Origin of the sequence: Spartinivicinus ruber, from assembly GCF_011009015.1 — a bacterium.
Taxonomy (GTDB): Bacteria; Pseudomonadota; Gammaproteobacteria; order Pseudomonadales; family Zooshikellaceae; genus Spartinivicinus; species Spartinivicinus ruber.
Genome location: NZ_CP048878.1, coordinates 5064594 through 5084518 on the forward strand (window position 1 = coordinate 5064594; position 19925 = coordinate 5084518).

Consider the following 19925-nt stretch of genomic DNA (forward strand, 5'->3'; position numbering starts at 1 on the left):
CACACAATCGCTGGTTAGCCTTACCTCCACTACTCTATTTAAGTCGTATCTTCCTCCCCACCCTGTTCTACACTTTTACTTAGTATCAATCATTAAGGCTTCATTGATAGGGTGTTGGAGGAATGGAAGTGATGAAAAGACCTAATATTCAAATATTCACCATTCATTTAGTAGTAGTGCTTATAAGCCTAACCTCAATAACGTTCGCCAACACATTCACTGTGGGTGTTGAAGATATAGACTACTACCCTTTTTATAGCTACAACAATAAAGAGTACTCCGGCGCAGCATATGAAATCCTTGACGCCTTTGCAAAGAAAAATAATTACACCTTTACGTATAAAGGTATGCCCGTTACGCGCTTACTAAAAAGCTACTTAAATGGTGAAGTTGACTTTAAATTTCCTGATAACGCATATTGGGGGCAAGAAGATAAAAAAGCTCATTCTGTCGTTTACAGCCAACCTGTTCTTAGTTTTATTGATGGTGTTTTAGTTAAGCCAGAAAATAAAGACAAAAATATTGAATGGCTCAAACGGTTAGGCACACTTAGGGGGTTCACTGCCTGGGACTACCTCGACTTAATCAAAGCGAACAAAGTGACATTACGCGGTGTTAGCTCACTGGACTCTCTGATAAAACAAGTAGCCAACGACCGACTAGATGCTGCTTACTTCAATATTCAAGTCGCTTCTTATTACTTAAAGCACAAACTAAACCAAGCAGATTTACTTGTATTTAATGAATCATTACCACACACTAAAAGCAATTACCATTTATCCACCATTAAACATGCAAAAATAATAAGTAAATTCAATCAGTTTTTACTAGATGAAAAAGAGTACATCCAAAAAGTCATAGTAAATCACGAGCTAGACTAAAATGCCAACAAAAAACCATTCAAGACAACCATTTCAGCCAAAATGAAAAAATATATAGAGTTACTAGCAGACCGCTTCCTATTTATGATTACCGCCATTACTTTGGCATTATTAGCCTGGTTGTTTTGGAGTAGTAGTGGACAATCATTGCTTTTTGAACTTCTCATTTTAATTGCAATTATTTTGCTAATAATTGAAAACGTTCATTTAAGGTTAAGAATTAAAGCACTCAAACAAAGCAATAATTCTAATTAACTACTAGACACCAACAAGAATATTTCTACATCAGACAGTCAAGTCAAAGCCTTCATATTATTATACTTTAGTCAAATCCTTCCATAACAGCCCACACAAATAAAAGTCTTATACGTTTGTCTATCTTGCTTAAAGATACTACTACCACTAGGGTGTAAAAAATTAATTATGAAAGGACTCATAAAATGAAGAATACATTATTTAGTACATCAATTACTTTGGCTTTAATAAATAGTTTGCCTCAATATGCATCTGCTGAAGATTATCAGTGGGACCCTGATATTGAGATATTAAATTAAAATGAAGAAAAACTTCAACCGCTTAATCAAGACCAGATGGATACATTAAACTCCATTGTGTCTCGAAGTATGCGGATATGCAAAAATCAAAGAGTACCCCAAGGATGGGTAATTATCAGCGAAACATCAAGTACCAGCTGTTCTGGTAGCTTTCCAAACATGTGGATTATCAAACAGCCAGGCAATTCAGAAAATGTCTGCACCCAATGGTTATGCTATTAAAGCAGAAAACTCTAGCACTTCATGCCCTGGGCGTTTTCCAAATGTTGGGATAATTAAAAAGCCTGCAAGTTCTGATACTATCTGCAAAGTATCAGCAATACCGAAGAATTATATTATTACCAGTGAATCCAGTAGTACCTCTCCACATCGTTTCCCTAATTTATGGCGAGTAAAAGTGCCTGCTAGCAGAGATAAGATGTGTTCTATTTCTCCTTTACCTAATGGCTATGTCATTACTGGCCGAGGTAGCAGCACATCCTGTCCAGGCAGTTTCCCTAATACAGCTAAAATCCGCAAATTATAAAATACTCAACATAAAAGCTGGAAACAGGCCCCAGTACCAGGGCCTTTTTTTGAAATAGTGCTATAGGATAGCAATAAACCATACTATACCAAAACAAGAACAACAATCATTTAACATTTGCACTGATTTGCCTTCAACTTTTTAACTTTATGACTAAAAGAAAACAAAAATATTACTATTAATAATAAACTTAATGCAACCCAAACTTTATATTGACTCTTATTACTTCAGTCTTTAGAAACAAAATAAATAATAAACTCAAATAATCAAATACTGTTTTCATAACCCATGGGCATTGTTTACATTAATAAGCATTTACCCATTTTTTATAGCTCCACTAACACACTGCTTTCAATCTGCCATGTAAAAAACACTATGGTCCGGTTAATTAATTTTTAAGAGTACCAGGATGGAAAATAACTTAAATGCCTACTGGATGGGCTTTACTGCCAATAGGCAGTTTAAACAATCCCCTCGGTTGTTTACTAAGGCCAAAGGTATGTTTTACTACACTTCAGAAGGCCGTGAGGTAATGGATAGCATTGCCGGATTATGGTGTGTAAATGCAGGCCACTGTCGCAGTAAAATTGTTAATGCTGTTCAACAACAGGTGAAAGAACTAGACTACTCCCCTGCATTCCAAATGGGCCATCCAAAAGCGTTTGAACTTGCCAGTCGCCTCACTGATTTATTACCAACCAATTTACAACATGTGTTTTATACAAGTTCTGGCTCAGAGTCAGTAGAAACTGCACTAAAAATTGCCTTAGCCTATCATCGTGCCAAAGGGCAAGGACAAAAAACTTTACTAATCGGTCGAGAACGGGCCTATCATGGTGTCAACTTTGGTGGTATGTCCGTTGGCGGGATGGTTGCCAACAGAAAGATGTTCGCCAATTTATTAGGCAGTGTCGACCATTTACCCCATACCCATGATATCAGTAGAAATGCTTTTTCCAGAGGCTTACCATCTCATGGTATAGAAAAAGCCGATGCATTAAATAATTTACTAAATTTACATGACCCATCAACTGTCGCCGCAGTAATTGTTGAGCCTATTTCAGGCTCTGCAGGTGTCTTACTTCCACCTAAGGGTTATCTCCAAAAATTAAGAGCTATCTGTGACCAGCATGATATTTTATTGATTTTTGATGAAGTGATTACTGGCTTTGGCCGATTGGGAGATTCGTTTGCTACCAATTATTTCGGAGTAACTCCAGATATTATTACTACAGCTAAAGGCCTCACTAATGGTACAGTGCCCATGGGAGCAGTCATGGTAAGTGATGCAATTTATCGAGCCTTTATGCATGGCCCTGAGCACATGGTTGAATTATTCCATGGTTATACTTTTTCTGGGCATCCATTGGCTTGCGCTGCTGCATTGGCTGCACTGGATGTATATGAAGAAGAAAGCCTGTTCCAACGTCAGGATGGTATTTATCAATACTGGGAAGATGCTATGCACAGCATGATGAATCTACCTTATGTTATTGATATCCGTAATTTAGGATTGATTGGCGCAATAGAATTGGAGACTATTCCAGGATCACCTGGTCAACGCGCATTTACGGCGTTTTTAAATGCTTATGAAGCAGGGTTATTAATTCGCACAACAGGTGACACCGTTGCATTTTCCCCACCATTAATTATTGAAAAACAACATATTGATCGATTGGTGGAAACCATGACCAAAGTGCTCCAACATCTCGCATAAAGATAACTCTAAATAAAATAGAAGCGGTATAAACCTTCGTAAAACCTACCAACAACCAAAACGAAGGGAATATAAGGGAATGTATATGAATAAAGTAAAAGCTGGCCTAATCCAAATGGGCTTAAAAGCAGACACTAACGAATCACCTGAAAAAATCCGCGACTTAATGAATGAAGCCCACATTCAATTAATCGATCAAGCCGGAGAGTCTGGAGTACAAATATTATGTATGCAGGAGGTATTCAACCAACCTTATTTTTGCCCCAGCCAGGATACCAAATGGTATAGTGCAGCGGAAAGAATCCCTGAGGGCCCAACCATACAGCTATTAAAGCAGTATGCCCAAAAACATCAAATGGTAATCATTGCCCCTATCTACGAAGAAGACATGACAGGCATTTACTACAATACCGCTGCAGTAATTGATGCAGATGGCCAATATTTAGGTAAATACCGTAAAACTCATATCCCTCAAGTGGCAGGTTTTTGGGAAAAATTCTTTTTTAAACCAGGACAGTCCAACTGGCCTGTGTTTGAAACAAAATACGGCAAAATAGGCGTTTATATTTGTTATGATCGCCACTTCCCTGAAGGTTGGCGTGCATTAGCACTCAATGGTGCCGAAGTTATTTTTAACCCATCTGCAACAGTAGCAGGGTTATCAAAATATTTATGGGAGTTAGAACAACCTGCTGCAGCCGTTGCTAATGGATGTTATATCGCAGCCATTAATCGGGTAGGTAATGAAGCACCCTGGGATATAGGCACTTTTTATGGTTCTTCTTACTTTGTAAACCCTCGTGGAGAAATAGAAGCCCAAGCTAGTGAAGAAAAAGATGAGTTACTGATTTGTGATTTAAATTTAGAGCTGGTTAGGGAAGTCCGTAATCAGTGGCAGTTTTTTCGCGATAGAAGACCAGAGACTTACGATATATTAACCAAAGGGGAGTAGTGGCCTAAAGCATTGAGTATAGCCAAAGCGAATGGTATAGCCTGAAAAACCCACCAAAATAATAAGGATTGGGAGTTTACGACATGTCTTTACTGATACAAAATGGCACTATCATCACTCATGAAGAATCCTATCAAGCTGATATTTACTGTGGTGATAATGGAACAATCCAAGCCATTGGCAATCAGCTGGACGTACCAGCTCAAACAAAAAAAATAGATGCGAATGGTCAACTGATAATGCCAGGTGGCATTGATCCACACACTCATATGCAGCTACCCTTCATGGGTACAGTAGCCAGTGAAGACTTTTATACAGGCACAGCAGCAGGTCTTGCTGGTGGAACAACAATGATTATTGACTTTGTTATTCCCAACCCTAAACAATCATTATTAGAGGCATACCACATTTGGCGTGAGTGGGCGCAAAAGTCTGCAGCCGATTATTCTTTTCATGTAGCCATCACTTGGTGGGATAACTCAGTCTCCCAAGAAATGGAAATCTTGGTCAAAAATCATGGGGTAAATAGCTTTAAACACTTTATGGCTTATAAAAATGCCATTATGGCAACAGATGACATATTGGTTGCTAGCTTTTCTCGCTGCTTAGAGTTAGGTGCTATACCAACTGTTCACGCGGAAAACGGTGAACTAGTTTACCACTTACAACAACAATTAATAGCCAAAGGGATTACAGGGCCTGAAGGTCACCCTCTTTCTCGCCCTCCTCAAGTGGAAGGTGAAGCCGCAAGCCGTGCCATTCGGATTGCCCAAACCTTAGGGGCACCACTTTATTTAGTGCACGTTTCCACCCAAGATGCCGTTGATGAAATTCGTTATGCTCGCGATCATGGTTTTCAAATATACGGAGAGTGTCTTGCAGGCCATTTATTAATTGATGATAGCGTGTATCTACATCCAGATTGGCAGCAAGCAGCCGGTTATGTAATGAGCCCCCCTTTCCGCTCTAGGCACCACCAACAAGCGTTATGGAATGCCTTACAAGCGGGTCATTTACAAACAACAGCAACCGACCATTGCTGTTTTTGTAATGAACAAAAAACCATGGGTAAAGATGACTTTACTAAAATTCCTAATGGTACAGCAGGCATAGAAGACAGAATGGCTGTACTTTGGCATGAGGGAGTCAACACTGGCAAACTATCTAAACATGATTTTGTTGCCCTGACCTCCACTAACACAGCAAAAATCTTTAATTTATTTCCTCAAAAAGGGTGTATTAGAGTTGGTTCTGATGCCGACTTAGTGATTTGGGATCCAGATGGCACTCGCACTATTTCAGCTAAAACCCATCACCAACGAGTTGACTTTAATATTTTTGAGGGTAAAACCGTAAAAGGTATTCCCAATCATACGATTAAAGGAGGAAAACTAGCTTGGAGTGAAGGGAAGTTATTGACCAAACCAGGCACAGGCCGTTATATAAATCGTCCTCCCTATCCCGGTATTTACGAAACATTAACTAAACAAGCCGAAGTTAATGCCCCCTTTGCTATCAGACGTTAATAAAAAAATAATAAACTGTGATTAGTAAATTTAATTATGCAAGAAAAAATCAACTTAGCAGAGGCAAACATTACTGATAGTGAAAGCTATCATTTTGATGATTTGCATCCTCCGTTATCTACATTAGAAGCAAAAACCGAATCAGCTCAGTGTTTATTTTGTTACGATGCACCTTGTATTGAGGCTTGCCCGACGGGGATTAATATTCCCAGCTTTATTCGAAAAATAAGCGCTAACAACCCAATTGGTGCCGCTAAAACCATTTTACAAGAGAATATATTAGGTGGTAGTTGTGCACGAGTGTGTCCCACTGAAACCTTATGTCAGCAAGCTTGTGTGAGAAATAAAGAGCCAGAATGCCAGCCAGTACAAATTGGCTTATTACAACGTTATGCAGTCGATAGTTTAGCAGGTGATCCCTACCCTTTTAGTCGCCAACCAACTACCAACAAACAAGTTGCCATTGTTGGCGCAGGCCCTGCGGGTTTGGCTTGTGCTCATCAACTTGCTCAACAAGGACATAGAATTGATTTATTTGAAGCCAAAGCCAAACCTGGCGGTCTTAATGAATACGGTATTGCTGGCTATAAATTAATTAATGATTATGCTCAGCAAGAAATCGATAAAATTCTCGCAATTGGGGGTATTCAACTCCACACAAATTTAACCATGGGAGTTGACTTTCACCTTCACGAACTACAAGACAGTTACGATGCTGTTTTTTTAGCAATTGGTTTAGCTAGTAGCCGTAAGCTTGGTGTAGAAAGTGAAGATCACCCTCAAGTAATCGATGCTATTGAATATATCGAAAAAATTCGCCAACAAAAACTAACAGAACTCCCCACCAATAAAACTGCAGTCATTATTGGCGGAGGTAATACTGCCATTGACATTGCCGTACAGTTAAAAAAGCTGGGGGCCAAAGATGTAACGGTAGCTTATCGCCGAGGTCGAGCACAAATGGGGGCTACAGAAAAAGAGCAGCAACTTGCACTATTACATGGGGTTAAAATTTTACCCTGGGTTAAACCTGCCAAAATTATTGCTGATAAAAAGCAACTACTCGCTATTGAACTTGAACATACTCAGCTAGTAAACGACAGGTTGCAAGGTAAAGGCGAGCATTTAATTTTACCGACTGATTTTGTATTTAAAGCGATTGGCCAATCGTTAGCAGATACGGCATTTAGTCATAACTCCTCCCATGTAAAAGATAAAAAAGTATGCTTAGAGTATGAACAGGAAAAAATAAAAGTACTTAGTAATTACCAAACTTCGCTTGATAAAGTATTTGCAGGTGGTGACTGTATCAATCTAGGTGAAGACCTAACAGTAACTGCAGTACAACAAGGCAAACAAGCAGCACAAGCCATTCACCATTATTTAACAGCCAAGGTGGGAAAATAATGACTGATTTAACCAGTGATTTTATTGGCATAAAATCCCCCAACCCCTTTTGGCTAGCGTCAGCTCCTCCGACAGATAAAGCGTACAACGTCAACCGTGCTTTTGAGGCGGGTTGGGGTGGCGTTGTTTGGAAAACCCTGGGAGAAGACCCACCCCCAGTGAATGTTTCTTCCCGTTATTCCGCCCACCATGATATGTACGGCAATTTAGTGGGAATTAATAATATTGAGTTAATTTCAGACCGACCATTAGCTGTAAACTTACAAGAAATTCGTGAAGTAAAACGCAGCTGGCCTGAGCGAGCTATGGTGGTTTCGTTAATGGTGCCTTGCAATGAAGGTTCCTGGCGTGACATTGTACGACAAGTGGAAGATACTGGAGCAGATGCCATAGAGTTAAATTTCGGCTGTCCACACGGTATGCCAGAACGAGGAATGGGCTCTGCCGTGGGGCAAGTGCCAGAATATGTAGAAATAGTCTCTCGCTGGTGTAAGCATTACTCAAGCTTACCTGTCATCGTTAAACTCACCCCAAATATCACCAATATTTTGCAACCAGCATCTGCTGCGAAAAAAGGTGGTGCCGATGCGGTTTCGCTAATTAACACGATAAATTCTATTACCTCTATTGACTTAGATACCATGGTAGGGGCTCCTTCTGTCGGAGGAAAAGTAACCAGTGGTGGTTACTGTGGTACTGCAGTTAAGCCTATTGCCTTAAATATGGTAGGGCAAATTGCCCGCAACCCAGAAACTCATGGGCTACCTATTTCTGGAATTGGAGGTATTACCACCTGGCGAGATGCTGCTGAGTTTATGGTATTAGGGGCTGGCACTGTACAAGTTTGTACAGCAGCCATGATTTATGGGTTTAATATTATTGATGAATTAACTGATGGTTTAAGTCAGTGGATGGCGAGTAAAGGCTTTAAAAACCTGAATGACTTTATCGGCAAAGCCGTTCCTAATTTAACGGATTGGAAGTATTTAGATTTAAATTATAAAACCCTAGCCAGAGTTGACCCGGATTTATGTATAGGCTGTGGCCGCTGTTTTGCTGCTTGTGAAGATACTTCTCACCAAGCGATTAAAGCAGCCGAACATAACCAGCAACGGGTTTATGAGGTGATTGATGAAAACTGTGTGGGCTGTAATTTATGTCAAATTACTTGTCCGGTAACTGACTGTATTACCATGGAACCTCAGCCCGTTAATCAACCCTATTTAAATTGGACCCAACATCCCAATAATCCAATGCGGGAAGTAAGCACAGAGGAAGCTTAATAAAACTTTAGAAAACCATCACAAGCAAATTAAAACAGGGTGTTCTGTAGCGGCTGTCTGGAACAACTTCAGCTCTAAAGGTCAAGGAAGGCCTTTTTGAGCAGAGGAAGAAGGTGCTGTTTTACCCCATACCCCTCCTCCCCCTCAAGCTTGAGCTACACTACTTGTATTACAAGAGTACCTGTAGCTCACATAGGTTTATCCATAATGGCTTTACAAGAAGAGTTCCATAATTATTACGAGCATTTGGTCGTAGACTATATTCTCGATAGATACCAACGCGATCCAACGCTTACTGAGTATTTGCCGGATATTGCTTGTGTAGCATTAAACCACCTGCCACCACGTTATATTCATTACGATATTGATATGGCCTATTACTTATCTCCTGACGAACGGGTTGAGATGGAAGCAAAAGTAAAAAAAGCAGTGGATGATGCAGTGTTATTTGTCAGAGTAAGAAGGAGTAAAGAAGCAGAATTGTGAGGCTGGTTTTTGTGGCTGCCAGTCTCACAATACAAAGACAAGGAGCATTAAGACTTATTGAACTTCCACTGGCTCAGCTCGCATAATTTTCGCCTGCCATTCCTGAGGGCCAGTTTGATGTACTGAAGTCCCTTTGCTATCTACCGCCACAGTTACTGGCATATCTTTAACATCAAATTCATAAATTGCCTCCATACCCAGCTCTGGGAAGGCAACCACGTTGGCTTCTTTAACTGCCTTCGATACTAAATAAGCCGCACCACCCACAGCCATCAAATAAACAGCCCCAAATTGTTTAATTGCATCAATAGCCACTTGGCCACGTTCGGCTTTACCAATCATCCCTAGCAACCCAGTGGTTTCCAGCATAGTATGGGTAAATTTATCCATTCTGGTTGAAGTAGTAGGACCTGCAGGGCCAACCACTTCTTCGCGCACTGGATCAACTGGACCGACGTAGTAAATAAAACGATTTTTTAAATCAACCGGTAACGGCTCATCATTGGCTATCATTTCAACCATTTTCTTATGTGCCGCATCCCGGCCAGTCAGCATTTTGCCAGACAACAATACCGTTTCCCCAGGTTGCCAGCTTTGGACTTCTTCATGAGTAATACTGTTTAAATCAACTCGGCGAGCATTTGGGCCAACATCCCAGGTAATATCTGGCCAGTTATCAATGCTGGGTGGTGTCTGCAATGCAGGGCCATCGCCTTTCAGCTCAAAATGGGCATGGCGAGTAGCAGCACAGTTAGGGATCATACAAACAGGGAGCGACGCCGCATGAGTAGGGTAGTCTTTAATTTTGACATCTAAAACCGTGGTCAAACCACCTAGCCCTTGGGCACCAATACCTAATTTATTGACTGCATCCATAATTTCCAGGCGCAACTCTTCAACCCGATTTTGTGGGCCTCGGGAACGTAAGTCATGAATATCAATAGGATCCATTAAGGATTCTTTAGCTAAAACAGCGGCTTTTTCTGCTGTGCCACCAATACCAATGCCCAGCATACCTGGCGGACACCAGCCTGCTCCCATAGTCGGCACGGTTTTCACCACCCAATCAACAATACTGTCACTTGGATTTAACATCACCATTTTAGTTTTGTTTTCAGAGCCGCCACCTTTTGCTGCAACATGAACTTCTACCGTATCACCCGGCACTACCTGCATATGAATAACCGCAGGGGTGTTATCTTTGGTATTGGCTCGCTTGCCTGCTGGGTCCGCCAGAATAGAAGCTCGCAATACGTTATCAGGGTGAGTGTAAGCACGGCGCACCCCTTCATTCACCATATCTTCAACACTTAACTTCGCGTCCCATTGCACATTCATACCGATTTTCAAAAACACGGTGACAATCCCTGTGTCCTGGCAAATAGGGCGTTTTCCTTCAGCACACATTCTGGAATTAATCAGAATTTGTGCCATAGCATCCTTAGCTGCTTGAGACTCTTCCTTTTGATAGGCCTCATGCACAGCTTGAATAAAATCAATGGGGTGATAGTAAGAAATAAACTGCAAGGCATCAGCCATGCTATCGATAAAGTCATCTTGGCGAATTACAGTCATGGGGGCTAGTGCTCCTCTTACAACTCTCTTAAAAGGCTCAGGCTATTCATTTTGTTTTAAGTTAACGGCCGCTATTCTAACAGTTTCTTGGCAAAAAGGTTAAAGCAACCAGTCCTGCTTAACTAACAGCCACATATACTGTCTAACTAACAAGTTAGCTTATTATTAATGACTGTTATTTGTTAGCTAAGGAGGCTTATCAGTCAGATAATTCAGGAGCACTGAAAACAATGCCAAACCACCTACCAGTCAACTTGATGGATATGCTAAACCTGGCAAAAATCATCCAGCAGGATGGCTTTGCAGTAGGCAGTAATCTCTCAGAAAAAAACAGTGCAGTGGTAGAAGCTATCGAACTATTGGAAAAATCGCTTAACCTGCAGTTGCATGAACCAGGCTCTACAACTTTACAATTAACAGCTGTTGGTGAACGAGTATTGGAAAGCAGCCAGCGAATTTTGGCAGAGCTTGAAGGGCTTGAACAGCATTTAGCCCATCAGCCAAACAATTTAATTGGCAATATTAGTGTAAGTGCTCCTGCAGACATTGGCCGCCAATGTATTTGCCTATTATTAGAACAGTTCTCAAACAAACACCCTGAAGTTTCAGTGGAGTTATTGGTCAATGACCCTATTGGAAATATCAACTGGTCAAATGTCGATTTGATTATCTGTATCGGCCCACAAAGTGATAGTCGCTTAAAAGCCTTAAAAGTCGCACCTAATCAACAAATAATTTGTGCAGCACCTGCTTATATTGAAAGCCACGGAAATCCTCAAACACCCTATGATCTACTTAACCATCAGTGTTTAGTGCTTAATCATATGCAATACTGGCGTTTTTCGCTTGCAGATAATATTTTTGAAATTCCCATTACTGGTTATCGCCATACCAATGATGGAGAAATTTTAAGGCAATGGGCAGTCGCTGGCGCAGGCATTGTTATGAAATCTATTTGGGAAGTACAAACAGACATTACCACTAAACGGTTAGTCCCCTTACTCACTGAATACACCATACCTGTAGGTGCGCTTTATGTGGTGTATCCACGTCAACAAATGTTACCTGAGCGATGTCGCCGGTTAATTCACTTTATTCAAGAGCAGCTTGCAGAACAAGCAAAGCATTTGTATTTATTAACTTAAAAAGAGCTAAAGAAAAATATCCCTTTACGTATATATTTCATATTAACTGCACAAAGATTACAAATTAATATACCATTTTTAATTCAAACAATAGCTCACTCACTATTATTCAAATTGGTATTATTGGCAAATAACAAGCCCACCAGTACTGTAACAAAATTAAGTTAATAACTGTTTTTATATACAACCTATTTCGTATAATAACATATTCTCTTCAAGCAAACATGCTTACAATAACAGAATTATATTTTTTATAGAACTATTAACAATAATAGTTCTTGTTTCAAAGAAACAACTCTTTTTTACTTATAGAACTAAGCTAATATGGAACAGGAATATAATCATCTTATCGCCTTTGCATTTGCAGCACTGCTAATGAAAATTAGCCCTGGGCCATCATTACTATTTGTAAGCGCTCGAGGCGTATTACAAAGGAAATCTGCAGGTGCTTTATCTGCCTTTGGTCTTGCTACTGGTAGTGCTTTTCATGCAATTTTAGCAGGAATTTGAGTAACAGCGATTGTTGCCAGTAGTGAAGTCATTGCGAAATCTATAGCCTTGATAGGCGGTAGTTATATTATTTATCTTGGTATCTCATCTTTTGTAAAAATGAAAGCAGAAGTCAACAATCAGGCAGATGAAAATAGCTTAATTGAAGCTCAACCTGCTCCTCTTTTAAAACTTTATTTTCAGTCAGTTATGGTCGAGTTTCTGAATCCAAAGACAATTCTATTCTATTTATCGATATTACCGGGGCTGTTAGCAACTGGAAACTATTCCCTAACTCAAGCTATTGCTATATCACTTATCGTACCAGCAACGGCATTACCCATAGACTTGTTTGCCGGCTTATCTGGAGGTTATTTAGCAAAGTCCACAGCGGATTCTCCTCGCACGACATCCACCTTACATTCCATATCAGCCATTGCGTTAATTTTAATTGGATTTTGGCTTATTTACGTAAATTTTTAGCATCTAATAGTACCCATATGTAAAATTGGGCAACAGTCTTCAAAGCCATTTATTTTCTGACAACCCTTGGATGTTATAAAGCTTGTCAGCATCCCCCAAGCTGTATACGACTAAAGTTTAGGTTATTTTTACATCTAAACTATTTATGATATGAATTGAATACAAGGAAGATAAATTTCTTTAAAAGGTTGGTGGTGGATCAAACCTATACAATAGCAGCTCAAACACTAATAAAACGAGTCAAACAAAGTTATACGGTTGAACATTTTCATTTACGCCAGGCAGCAGAAGATTGCCTTCATGGCCTGCAATTTATGATTACCCTTGCCGATACTGCAATATCTAATAACAATAAGGCAACATTCCTCGCCAATATTAGCCATTTGCTTCAGGGATGGATCAAATCTTTGTATCCAATTATGCCAAGCTTAATGCAAAAATTGAGTTCAAATTTATCAAAAAACACTCACTCAGTTAACTACTTTATGGAAGTTTTTGATGCTCACTTATTTACAATAAAAAACTGAATGAAATCAGTTATCATTATTGGTGCTGGTATTAATGGTCTAATGACAGCATATGAGTTTAATAGAGCAGGATGGCACGTTACTGTTGTCGATCAAGGCTCTATTCCAAATCCAAAGTCAGCATCCCATGGTCTACATCGCCTTATACACCCCTATACACCTAATAAACCAGAAAGAGTTAACGCTACCAAAAAAGCACTCAACATGTGGCATAACTTATGGGGTGTGCTTGGTCAAACTCATTTTTACAAAACGGGTGTAGTCTTATTAGAAAAGCAAGATGTCCCTTGGCTAACAGCTTCGTATAAACTAAGCTTTGATGATGCTTGCAAGCTAATGCCTATATTATCAGGTAGTACAAAGGCATCTGCTTATTTATTCCCTGAATATGGAGTCTTAATGGCAAGCCAAATTCTTCAAGATCTTGTCACCCTTTTGGCTAAACTGGGGGTTTCTATACGCTCAAACCAAAAAGTACAAACAATAAATAGTACTACAGCTACTGTTGCAACAATAACAGGAGAAAAATTTTCAGCGGACTTTGTTGTTATCACAGCTGGTATAGGAACAAGTGCCTTACTTGGTCAAATGAATCACTGGGAAGGACTCTCACAACAAAACTTTGCCACTAAACGCTGTTTTGTGCTTTACGCTGAACTGCCAACAACGCTTATTCCAGTAAGGTCTTATATGCCTGCCTGGACCTTCCCTGCTTATAATGATTTATGGGGTATACCACTAATACTAGATATCCCCCTAAAACTTGGTTGTGGCAGCTTAACCCATACCGTTGATACAAATGATCTCCCTATAAATGAAAATCATCTCGTTAGCCAGTTTATCATGCATTTCAAAGAGTTCTTTCCTAACTGCTCTCAAATAAAACCTAAACTGCTTGCTTACAATCACAGGACACAAGGCCCAACAGATATGGCACAAGTGTTTCGTAATGATCTCTGTTACCTTGTTTCAGCCTGCTCAGGGATTGGTTTTAAATACGCCCCACTAACGGCTAAGACAGTTGTAGATTACATCGATGCTTAATCCAAGGCTATATAGGCTTGTGGCACAAACTCAGTAAATTCTGTACTAATTTGCTGATATAATTTATTTGTCCACCAAGGAAGTGGTCTATTTACTTTCAACTGGCTTTTTCTCGGATCTGAAGGCGCAATGATCACTCTAATATTTTCTTTACCCACCAATGCAGACAACACAAATAACTCTTCTATTGCCCGATCACCGATAGCCAAACAACCTATCGACGCCGCCTTACCATGAATAAAAATATTGCCACCCGGCCGATGCCGACCTTCCAACTTAGCATATTTCAAATCAAAGGAATTGGGGTAATTAATTTTCATAGAAAGGTGGAAACGGCTATTGGGATTAAAGCCAACGACTTTATAAACCCCCTCAGGGACTTGTTTATCCCCTTCCCGTAATTTAGGTCCAGCTTTGCCACTGGCTGCCAGCACAGGAAAATTTCGAATAAACAGCCACTCACCGGCTAGGTTTTGCCCCCATAATTCAAGCTTTTTTTCATTTTTAATTCCTAATAGAGTTAAGGCTGTTGGTAACTCTTTGAAACCTGCCCGATCCAGATAGGGCTTTAGTCGGCCTTGTACATCCTCTTGATAGTGATCAATCACATCCTTAACCGTTCGCACCCCAACAACACTAATATAGTAAGAGTACCAAACAGGTTTACCGAAATAAAATGAAGCCCCAACACTAGAAGAAATAAAAAACGATATCAATATGGCTATGTATAACATAATTAACCAACTACTTGCATTTACTACTGAGTTATGACAATTTGGATATACCCCAGTTAGAGTATAGCAAACGAAAGCAGAGCTAAATTAATTAAAAACATAAGATTAACACAGTAATTTTCAGGTACACTACTCTATAGATAGTGGAAAAGTAACCAATTATGGCGCGTTTAGCCAATGGGAATGGGTATAGTAACTTATGGCAACCATTCACTATGGAAAAACCAGTATTCCTATAAAAGCAAACAAAAGTGTGCTTGAAACACTGCTAGAAGCAGGAATAAAAGTGCCTAATTCCTGCTGGGCTGGAGTATGCCACTCTTGCTTAATGAAAATGACTAATGGCATACCACCTAAATCAGCTCAAGCAGGTTTAAGCGAAGAGCAATTAGCCAAACAATTATTCCTAGCCTGCCAATGTCACCCCACGCAGGATATAACAGTTGCTTTAATCAATCGTCAGCACGAACAACAACAAACAATTATTAGTAATATCCATTCGCTTACACCAACCATAAAAGAATTAACCTTAACCACACTTCGTCCGGTTCGCTTTCAACCAGGACAATACATTACTTTATGGTTAGGACAAACGCTTGCACGACCCTATGCTTTAACGAATTTATCCGAACCCTCTCAATTAAAATTCCATATTCAACGAGTAGTTGGGGGAGAATTCAGCCGCTGGGTGCATGATGATGCCAAATCTGGTGATCAATTGCTGATTAGTGACTTGCAAGGTGACCTTAAGTTACCAGAAACCTCTCCCCAACAACCAATATTAATTATTGCAGCAGAAGCTGGTTTAGGTAGCGCCTTATTTGCAGCTAAAGACAAACTTGAGATGGATGGGCACCGTGGCAATATAAAACTCATCCATTGGGTTTCTAATACCCAGGAATTATATTGGCAAGAAGCATTAACAGAACTGGCAAAGCATTTTCCACAGTTTAATTATCAGCAAGTCACATCCCAAACAGTCGCCAATTTAATTGAAGTAATAGAGCAAATACCCCAGTTAAACCTGTACAATATTTATCTGACAGGGCTTGCTAGCATGATCAAATCTGCCAGGCAATATTTTGCCGAGCTTTCTCTGCCAGATAACCAGATTCAAATGATGGCCTTTATTTCCCATGAACCACAACAGCCGTAATATTCCATATACTCGATAGGGTACCTTTAAATAGTAATGGCTCCCTATATTAAACGGCCTAGCCATTGATTACTAAACCACTTGGCAAATGGTTCTGGTGATGGAGCAAGAAAAAACAACCCCACGACAATACCTGCCATCACTAATGAGTTAAGTGGGTTTCTAAAATCAATTGGTTTAATTGCAGTACCAAACGAGCGCTTTATTCGAACCCCTACCAAGTCAACGCTATAAATCTCATCCAAAACCAAGTGAATCAAAAAGCCCAACGCAATGGCTACCCCACTACCCCAAGCCAATATTGCATTAGTCGACAATACTTGGTGACATAAGACAATTGTTGCCGCCATAAATAAGGCACCCGCTAACAGCGAATGGTAAATACCACGATGGGCACTAAATTGAGCAAATACCTTATACCCCAATATTCGCACTACCAAATAAACCGATATCCCAACCACTAACAAAACCGGTGTTGGCGGCATAGGCTGCATATGCGTCACTACTAAAACCACAGCCCCAGCAGCTAATGCAGTAAATAAAGCTTTTACTGGTTTGGCATGATCAGAGTCCACATCAGGCAAAATTCCTCCAATAGAAATTAACACCCAAGCAATCAATGCTTGTGAAATACTTAAAATGCCTTCACCCAAACCCGTAATAGCAACAACACCACCGCAAGTTGCTGCCACATTAATATGTGTATTAAAATTCGCCATAAAAAACATACTTCAGTTGTTTACTTGTGGCCAGTCAATCATAAATATTCATTTTTTTCTATCGAATTTATAATTAGCTATATTTATTCACTTCATTTCATTTTTTGATGCGCGATTTGTTTACCCTTAACTATAAATCAAGCGAACATTGGTCGCTCTCTAAACAATATTTAAGCTATTACTCTCCTCTAGCCTAGTTTCAAACAAACGTTTAATATAGTCTATTATAAATAGATGATTATCGGTGCAACCAATCGCCGGTAAACAAGAGGAGCAAGCAACGTGCCTGATTTAGTGATAGTTAACCAACACGAGCAGCTACTGCGGTTAAAAATCAACCGTCCAGACAAAAAGAATGCGTTAACCAACCAAATGTATAGCACTTTGGCAGAGGCATTGGTTAATGCTAATCAAAACAACGAGATACGAGTTGTGGTTATTGAAGGGAATCCACAGTGTTTTACCAGTGGTAATGACATCCATGACTTTATGCAACGTCCCCCAACTGGTACTAACAGCCCAGTGTTTCACTTTTTGCAGGCCTTAGTTGAGCTAGAAAAGCCCCTGATTGCCGCCGTTGATGGTCCAGCGGTAGGGATTGGTACTACTATGCTGCTGCACTGCGACTTTGTTTATGTAGGCGACAATGCCCAACTACAAATGCCCTTTGTGAAACTAGCCTTATGCCCAGAAGGTGGAGCAACCTGGCTATTACCGCGGCTGGTTGGGCATCGAAAAGCAGCTGAACTATTATTAACCAGCAAAAAGTTTGGCTCAGAAGAAGCTGTAAGCCTAGGCATTGCCAGTGCCCAGGTTCCTTCAGCTCAATTAGTTGACCACGCAGTTGATCAAGCCAATCAATTAGCAGCACTTGCCCCTGGTGCAGTGCAATTAAGCAAACGACTGTTGAAGCAACCCATCAAAGAAAAGCTTATTGAAGTAATGAAACAGGAAGGTGCAGAATTTATTAAACGACTGAGTTCGCCTGAAGCAGCCGAAGCCATGAAAGCATTTTTGCAAAAACGACCAGCGGATTTTAGTCAGTTTTAGTCAAATACTGTATTGACTATGCTACTACAAGACTTGCAGTAGCATAGTCAATTACCCCATATCCACTAGCTTTTGCAAAACTTCACACCTACACTCTTCAAAATTAATACTTTATCTTTCACTTCCTATAAATAGAATAACTTTGGTCAAGTACCAACCCACTATGCCTAAACCAGCCCGTTCCACTAAACACTCCCTATTATCTCACCAGCAGCGTGCTCACCTATTCATTCAGTTAAGTCGATTGGAACAATCTGGACTGTCGATGGAACACGCCATCAACCTACTTATCCAAGGTAATGATCAAGTAGCCCAGCGAGCAAGCCTTGCTTTGAAGGATATAAAACGTGGCCAACCATTATCCACTGCGGGTAAACGAGCTGGATTATTAACAGAAAGAGATGCTTATCTAATAGCTGTGGCAGAAGCTGGTGGCGTTCATACGGCGATATTTCGTCAATTAGCTGAAATATACCAAACCAGTGCCTCTCAACTTAAGCAAATCAAAAGCCGTTTAGTATTTCCTGTGATTATTTTAATTTGTGCCGTGTTTATTAGACAGTTTCCTGCTTTATTTCAAGGCAATATAACACTGTTTGCCTATATTACCGGTAATTTATTATTGCTTGGTCAACTTGGAGCAATTGCCTACATTGGTTGGCGACTACCCTATTGGATTCGTCATGGATTTTTGGGGGCACTAAAAGGCGAATGGGACAAATTTACAATCCATTTCCCCTATTTTGGCAACTGGTATGAGAGAGTGCAAACTCGAGACTTTATTCAAGCCCTTGGTTTATTACTTCAAGCTGGGCTACCCATTATGGAAGCAGTGCCAAAGGCCTATCGCTTTATAGAAAACCAGATGCTGCGTCAACAATTTGAAGCTATTCAGCAATCACTGCAAGCAGGAAACAATTTCACTGAAGCATTTTCAAGCTTAGAAAACACAGCACCCACCATTGCTCAATTGATCTCAACAGGAGAGCATGCAGGAGACTTAAGTGGCATGCTGTTACATTGTGCTAAAATGGAAACTGAACAAATTCACTTATATACCAGTATGATAACCGAGTGGGTACCACGTCTAGTTTATGTATTAATTGCCGTATGGATGGCTTATAGTATTATCAAAGGTGGACTACCAATGACCACTGTGGCGTAGTGAGCCCTATGAATAAAATAAGACTTATTAATATAAAATCAGCAAAAGCCATCAAAAAACCTACAACATAAAACCTGCCAACAAATGACAAGCTATATTTCTTTCATGTTATGCTTAACCATATTTACAATAATTTAAAATCATTTATTTTCATTAACTATTTTAATTTCCCTAGCAAACCAAATTTTTTATTTCACAGCATTATTGGCTAATCTACTCATATTATACCTCCTCAAGATAAGCCCAATAATAAGAAAACATCCTCCTATAGATAACCCTAGTGTTAAAGGATTTATTTCAATAGTAGAAGCTTGCCATGCAATTAACATATAATCAGTACCATTTGAGTGAGTAATGTTAGAACTAAGCCAGCAAAATACTGAAAATAGCGTAAAAATAAATTTTCACAACTCCCACTGGAGTACGGCTCAACAGATTTTATAAATTGCTCCACATCTTCTTTGTGTTGTTGATTAATTTCATCGCCCGGAGGCCGTCCCTAAAAA

Annotated in this window: 19 protein-coding genes; 16 read left to right on the plus strand and 3 right to left on the minus strand. The window is 39.9% G+C overall.

The genetic code is table 11. The annotated features are described in order from the left end of the window. The first annotated feature begins 131 nt into the window (after positions 1–131). From G4Y78_RS23005 to G4Y78_RS23040, 8 genes are all read left to right on the plus strand, one after another. Positions 132–881 carry a transporter substrate-binding domain-containing protein gene (locus tag G4Y78_RS23005; RefSeq protein WP_163835228.1) on the plus strand — a complete coding sequence of 250 codons (750 nt, stop codon included), beginning with the start codon at positions 132–134 and terminating at the stop codon, positions 879–881. Between the two features lie 747 nt (positions 882–1628). After that, the gene (locus tag G4Y78_RS23010) at positions 1629–1961 is read left to right on the plus strand and encodes a hypothetical protein (RefSeq protein WP_163835229.1); all 333 of its coding nucleotides are present in this window, start codon (positions 1629–1631) and stop codon (positions 1959–1961) included. Between the two features lie 409 nt (positions 1962–2370). Next, entirely contained in the window at positions 2371–3678 is a 1308-nt protein-coding gene (locus G4Y78_RS23015; RefSeq protein ID WP_163835230.1) for an aspartate aminotransferase family protein, read from the plus strand. A gap of 85 nt (positions 3679–3763) precedes the next feature. Then, entirely contained in the window at positions 3764–4630 is an 867-nt protein-coding gene (locus G4Y78_RS23020; protein WP_163835231.1) for a nitrilase-related carbon-nitrogen hydrolase, read from the plus strand. An 83-nt stretch (positions 4631–4713) separates the two neighbouring features. Then, entirely contained in the window at positions 4714–6156 is a 1443-nt protein-coding gene (hydA, locus tag G4Y78_RS23025) for a dihydropyrimidinase (protein ID WP_163835232.1), read from the plus strand. Positions 6157–6192: 36 nt separating this feature from the next. After that, the gene (locus G4Y78_RS23030) at positions 6193–7563 is read left to right on the plus strand and encodes an NAD(P)-dependent oxidoreductase (protein WP_163835233.1); all 1371 of its coding nucleotides are present in this window, start codon (positions 6193–6195) and stop codon (positions 7561–7563) included. Next, positions 7563–8846 (plus strand): NAD-dependent dihydropyrimidine dehydrogenase subunit PreA, encoded by a 1284-nt coding sequence (gene preA, locus G4Y78_RS23035; RefSeq protein ID WP_163835234.1) that lies wholly within the window; start codon positions 7563–7565, stop codon positions 8844–8846. Before G4Y78_RS23030 ends, preA begins: the two co-directional genes overlap by 1 nt. A 207-nt stretch (positions 8847–9053) precedes the next feature. Further along, a complete protein-coding gene (locus tag G4Y78_RS23040) occupies positions 9054–9332 on the plus strand; it encodes a late competence development ComFB family protein (protein ID WP_163835235.1) in 279 nt (92 codons plus the stop codon). A 54-nt stretch (positions 9333–9386) separates the two neighbouring features. Here the strand turns inward: G4Y78_RS23040 and G4Y78_RS23045 are convergent, their stop codons facing one another. After that, the gene (locus G4Y78_RS23045) at positions 9387–10907 is read right to left on the minus strand and encodes a fumarate hydratase (RefSeq protein WP_163835236.1); all 1521 of its coding nucleotides are present in this window, start codon (positions 10905–10907) and stop codon (positions 9387–9389) included. 230 nt (positions 10908–11137) lie between these two features. Here G4Y78_RS23045 and G4Y78_RS23050 point away from each other — a divergent pair, with 230 nt between their 5' ends. The 5 genes from G4Y78_RS23050 (at position 11138) to G4Y78_RS23065 (ending at position 14595) form a co-directional block, all read left to right on the plus strand. Further along, entirely contained in the window at positions 11138–12052 is a 915-nt protein-coding gene (locus G4Y78_RS23050) for a LysR family transcriptional regulator (protein WP_163835237.1), read from the plus strand. A gap of 324 nt (positions 12053–12376) precedes the next feature. Next, positions 12377–12562, plus strand: coding sequence for a hypothetical protein (locus G4Y78_RS30855; RefSeq protein ID WP_222937563.1), 186 nt, complete (start codon positions 12377–12379; stop codon positions 12560–12562). A gap of 9 nt (positions 12563–12571) precedes the next feature. Further along, positions 12572–13024, plus strand: a complete 453-nt coding sequence (locus tag G4Y78_RS30860) for a LysE family translocator (RefSeq protein ID WP_329604976.1) — start codon at positions 12572–12574, stop codon at positions 13022–13024. A 194-nt stretch (positions 13025–13218) separates the two neighbouring features. Next, positions 13219–13551 (plus strand): hypothetical protein, encoded by a 333-nt coding sequence (locus tag G4Y78_RS23060; protein ID WP_163835238.1) that lies wholly within the window; start codon positions 13219–13221, stop codon positions 13549–13551. Continuing rightward, positions 13552–14595: an NAD(P)/FAD-dependent oxidoreductase gene (locus G4Y78_RS23065; protein ID WP_163835239.1), complete on the plus strand. Its 1044-nt coding sequence runs from the start codon at positions 13552–13554 to the stop codon at positions 14593–14595. Here the strand turns inward: G4Y78_RS23065 and G4Y78_RS23070 are convergent. Next, on the minus strand, positions 14592–15329 hold the full coding sequence (locus G4Y78_RS23070; protein WP_163835240.1) for a L,D-transpeptidase family protein: 738 nt from the start codon (positions 15327–15329) through the stop codon (positions 14592–14594). The genes G4Y78_RS23065 and G4Y78_RS23070 overlap by 4 nt on opposite strands. 199 nt (positions 15330–15528) lie before the next feature. On the opposite strand from G4Y78_RS23070, the gene G4Y78_RS23075 reads away from it, so the two are divergent. Next, positions 15529–16485 (plus strand): 2Fe-2S iron-sulfur cluster-binding protein, encoded by a 957-nt coding sequence (locus G4Y78_RS23075; RefSeq protein ID WP_163835241.1) that lies wholly within the window; start codon positions 15529–15531, stop codon positions 16483–16485. 44 nt (positions 16486–16529) lie between these two features. Here G4Y78_RS23075 and G4Y78_RS23080 read toward each other — a convergent pair whose 3' ends face one another. Continuing rightward, positions 16530–17204 (minus strand): metal-dependent hydrolase, encoded by a 675-nt coding sequence (locus tag G4Y78_RS23080; RefSeq protein ID WP_163835242.1) that lies wholly within the window; start codon positions 17202–17204, stop codon positions 16530–16532. Between the two features lie 282 nt (positions 17205–17486). On the opposite strand from G4Y78_RS23080, the gene G4Y78_RS23085 reads away from it, so the two are divergent. Beyond that, positions 17487–18254, plus strand: coding sequence for an enoyl-CoA hydratase (locus G4Y78_RS23085; RefSeq protein WP_163835243.1), 768 nt, complete (start codon positions 17487–17489; stop codon positions 18252–18254). A 163-nt stretch (positions 18255–18417) separates the two neighbouring features. Beyond that, the gene (locus tag G4Y78_RS23090; RefSeq protein ID WP_163835244.1) at positions 18418–19419 is read left to right on the plus strand and encodes a type II secretion system F family protein; all 1002 of its coding nucleotides are present in this window, start codon (positions 18418–18420) and stop codon (positions 19417–19419) included. Positions 19420–19925: the final 506 nt, after the last annotated feature.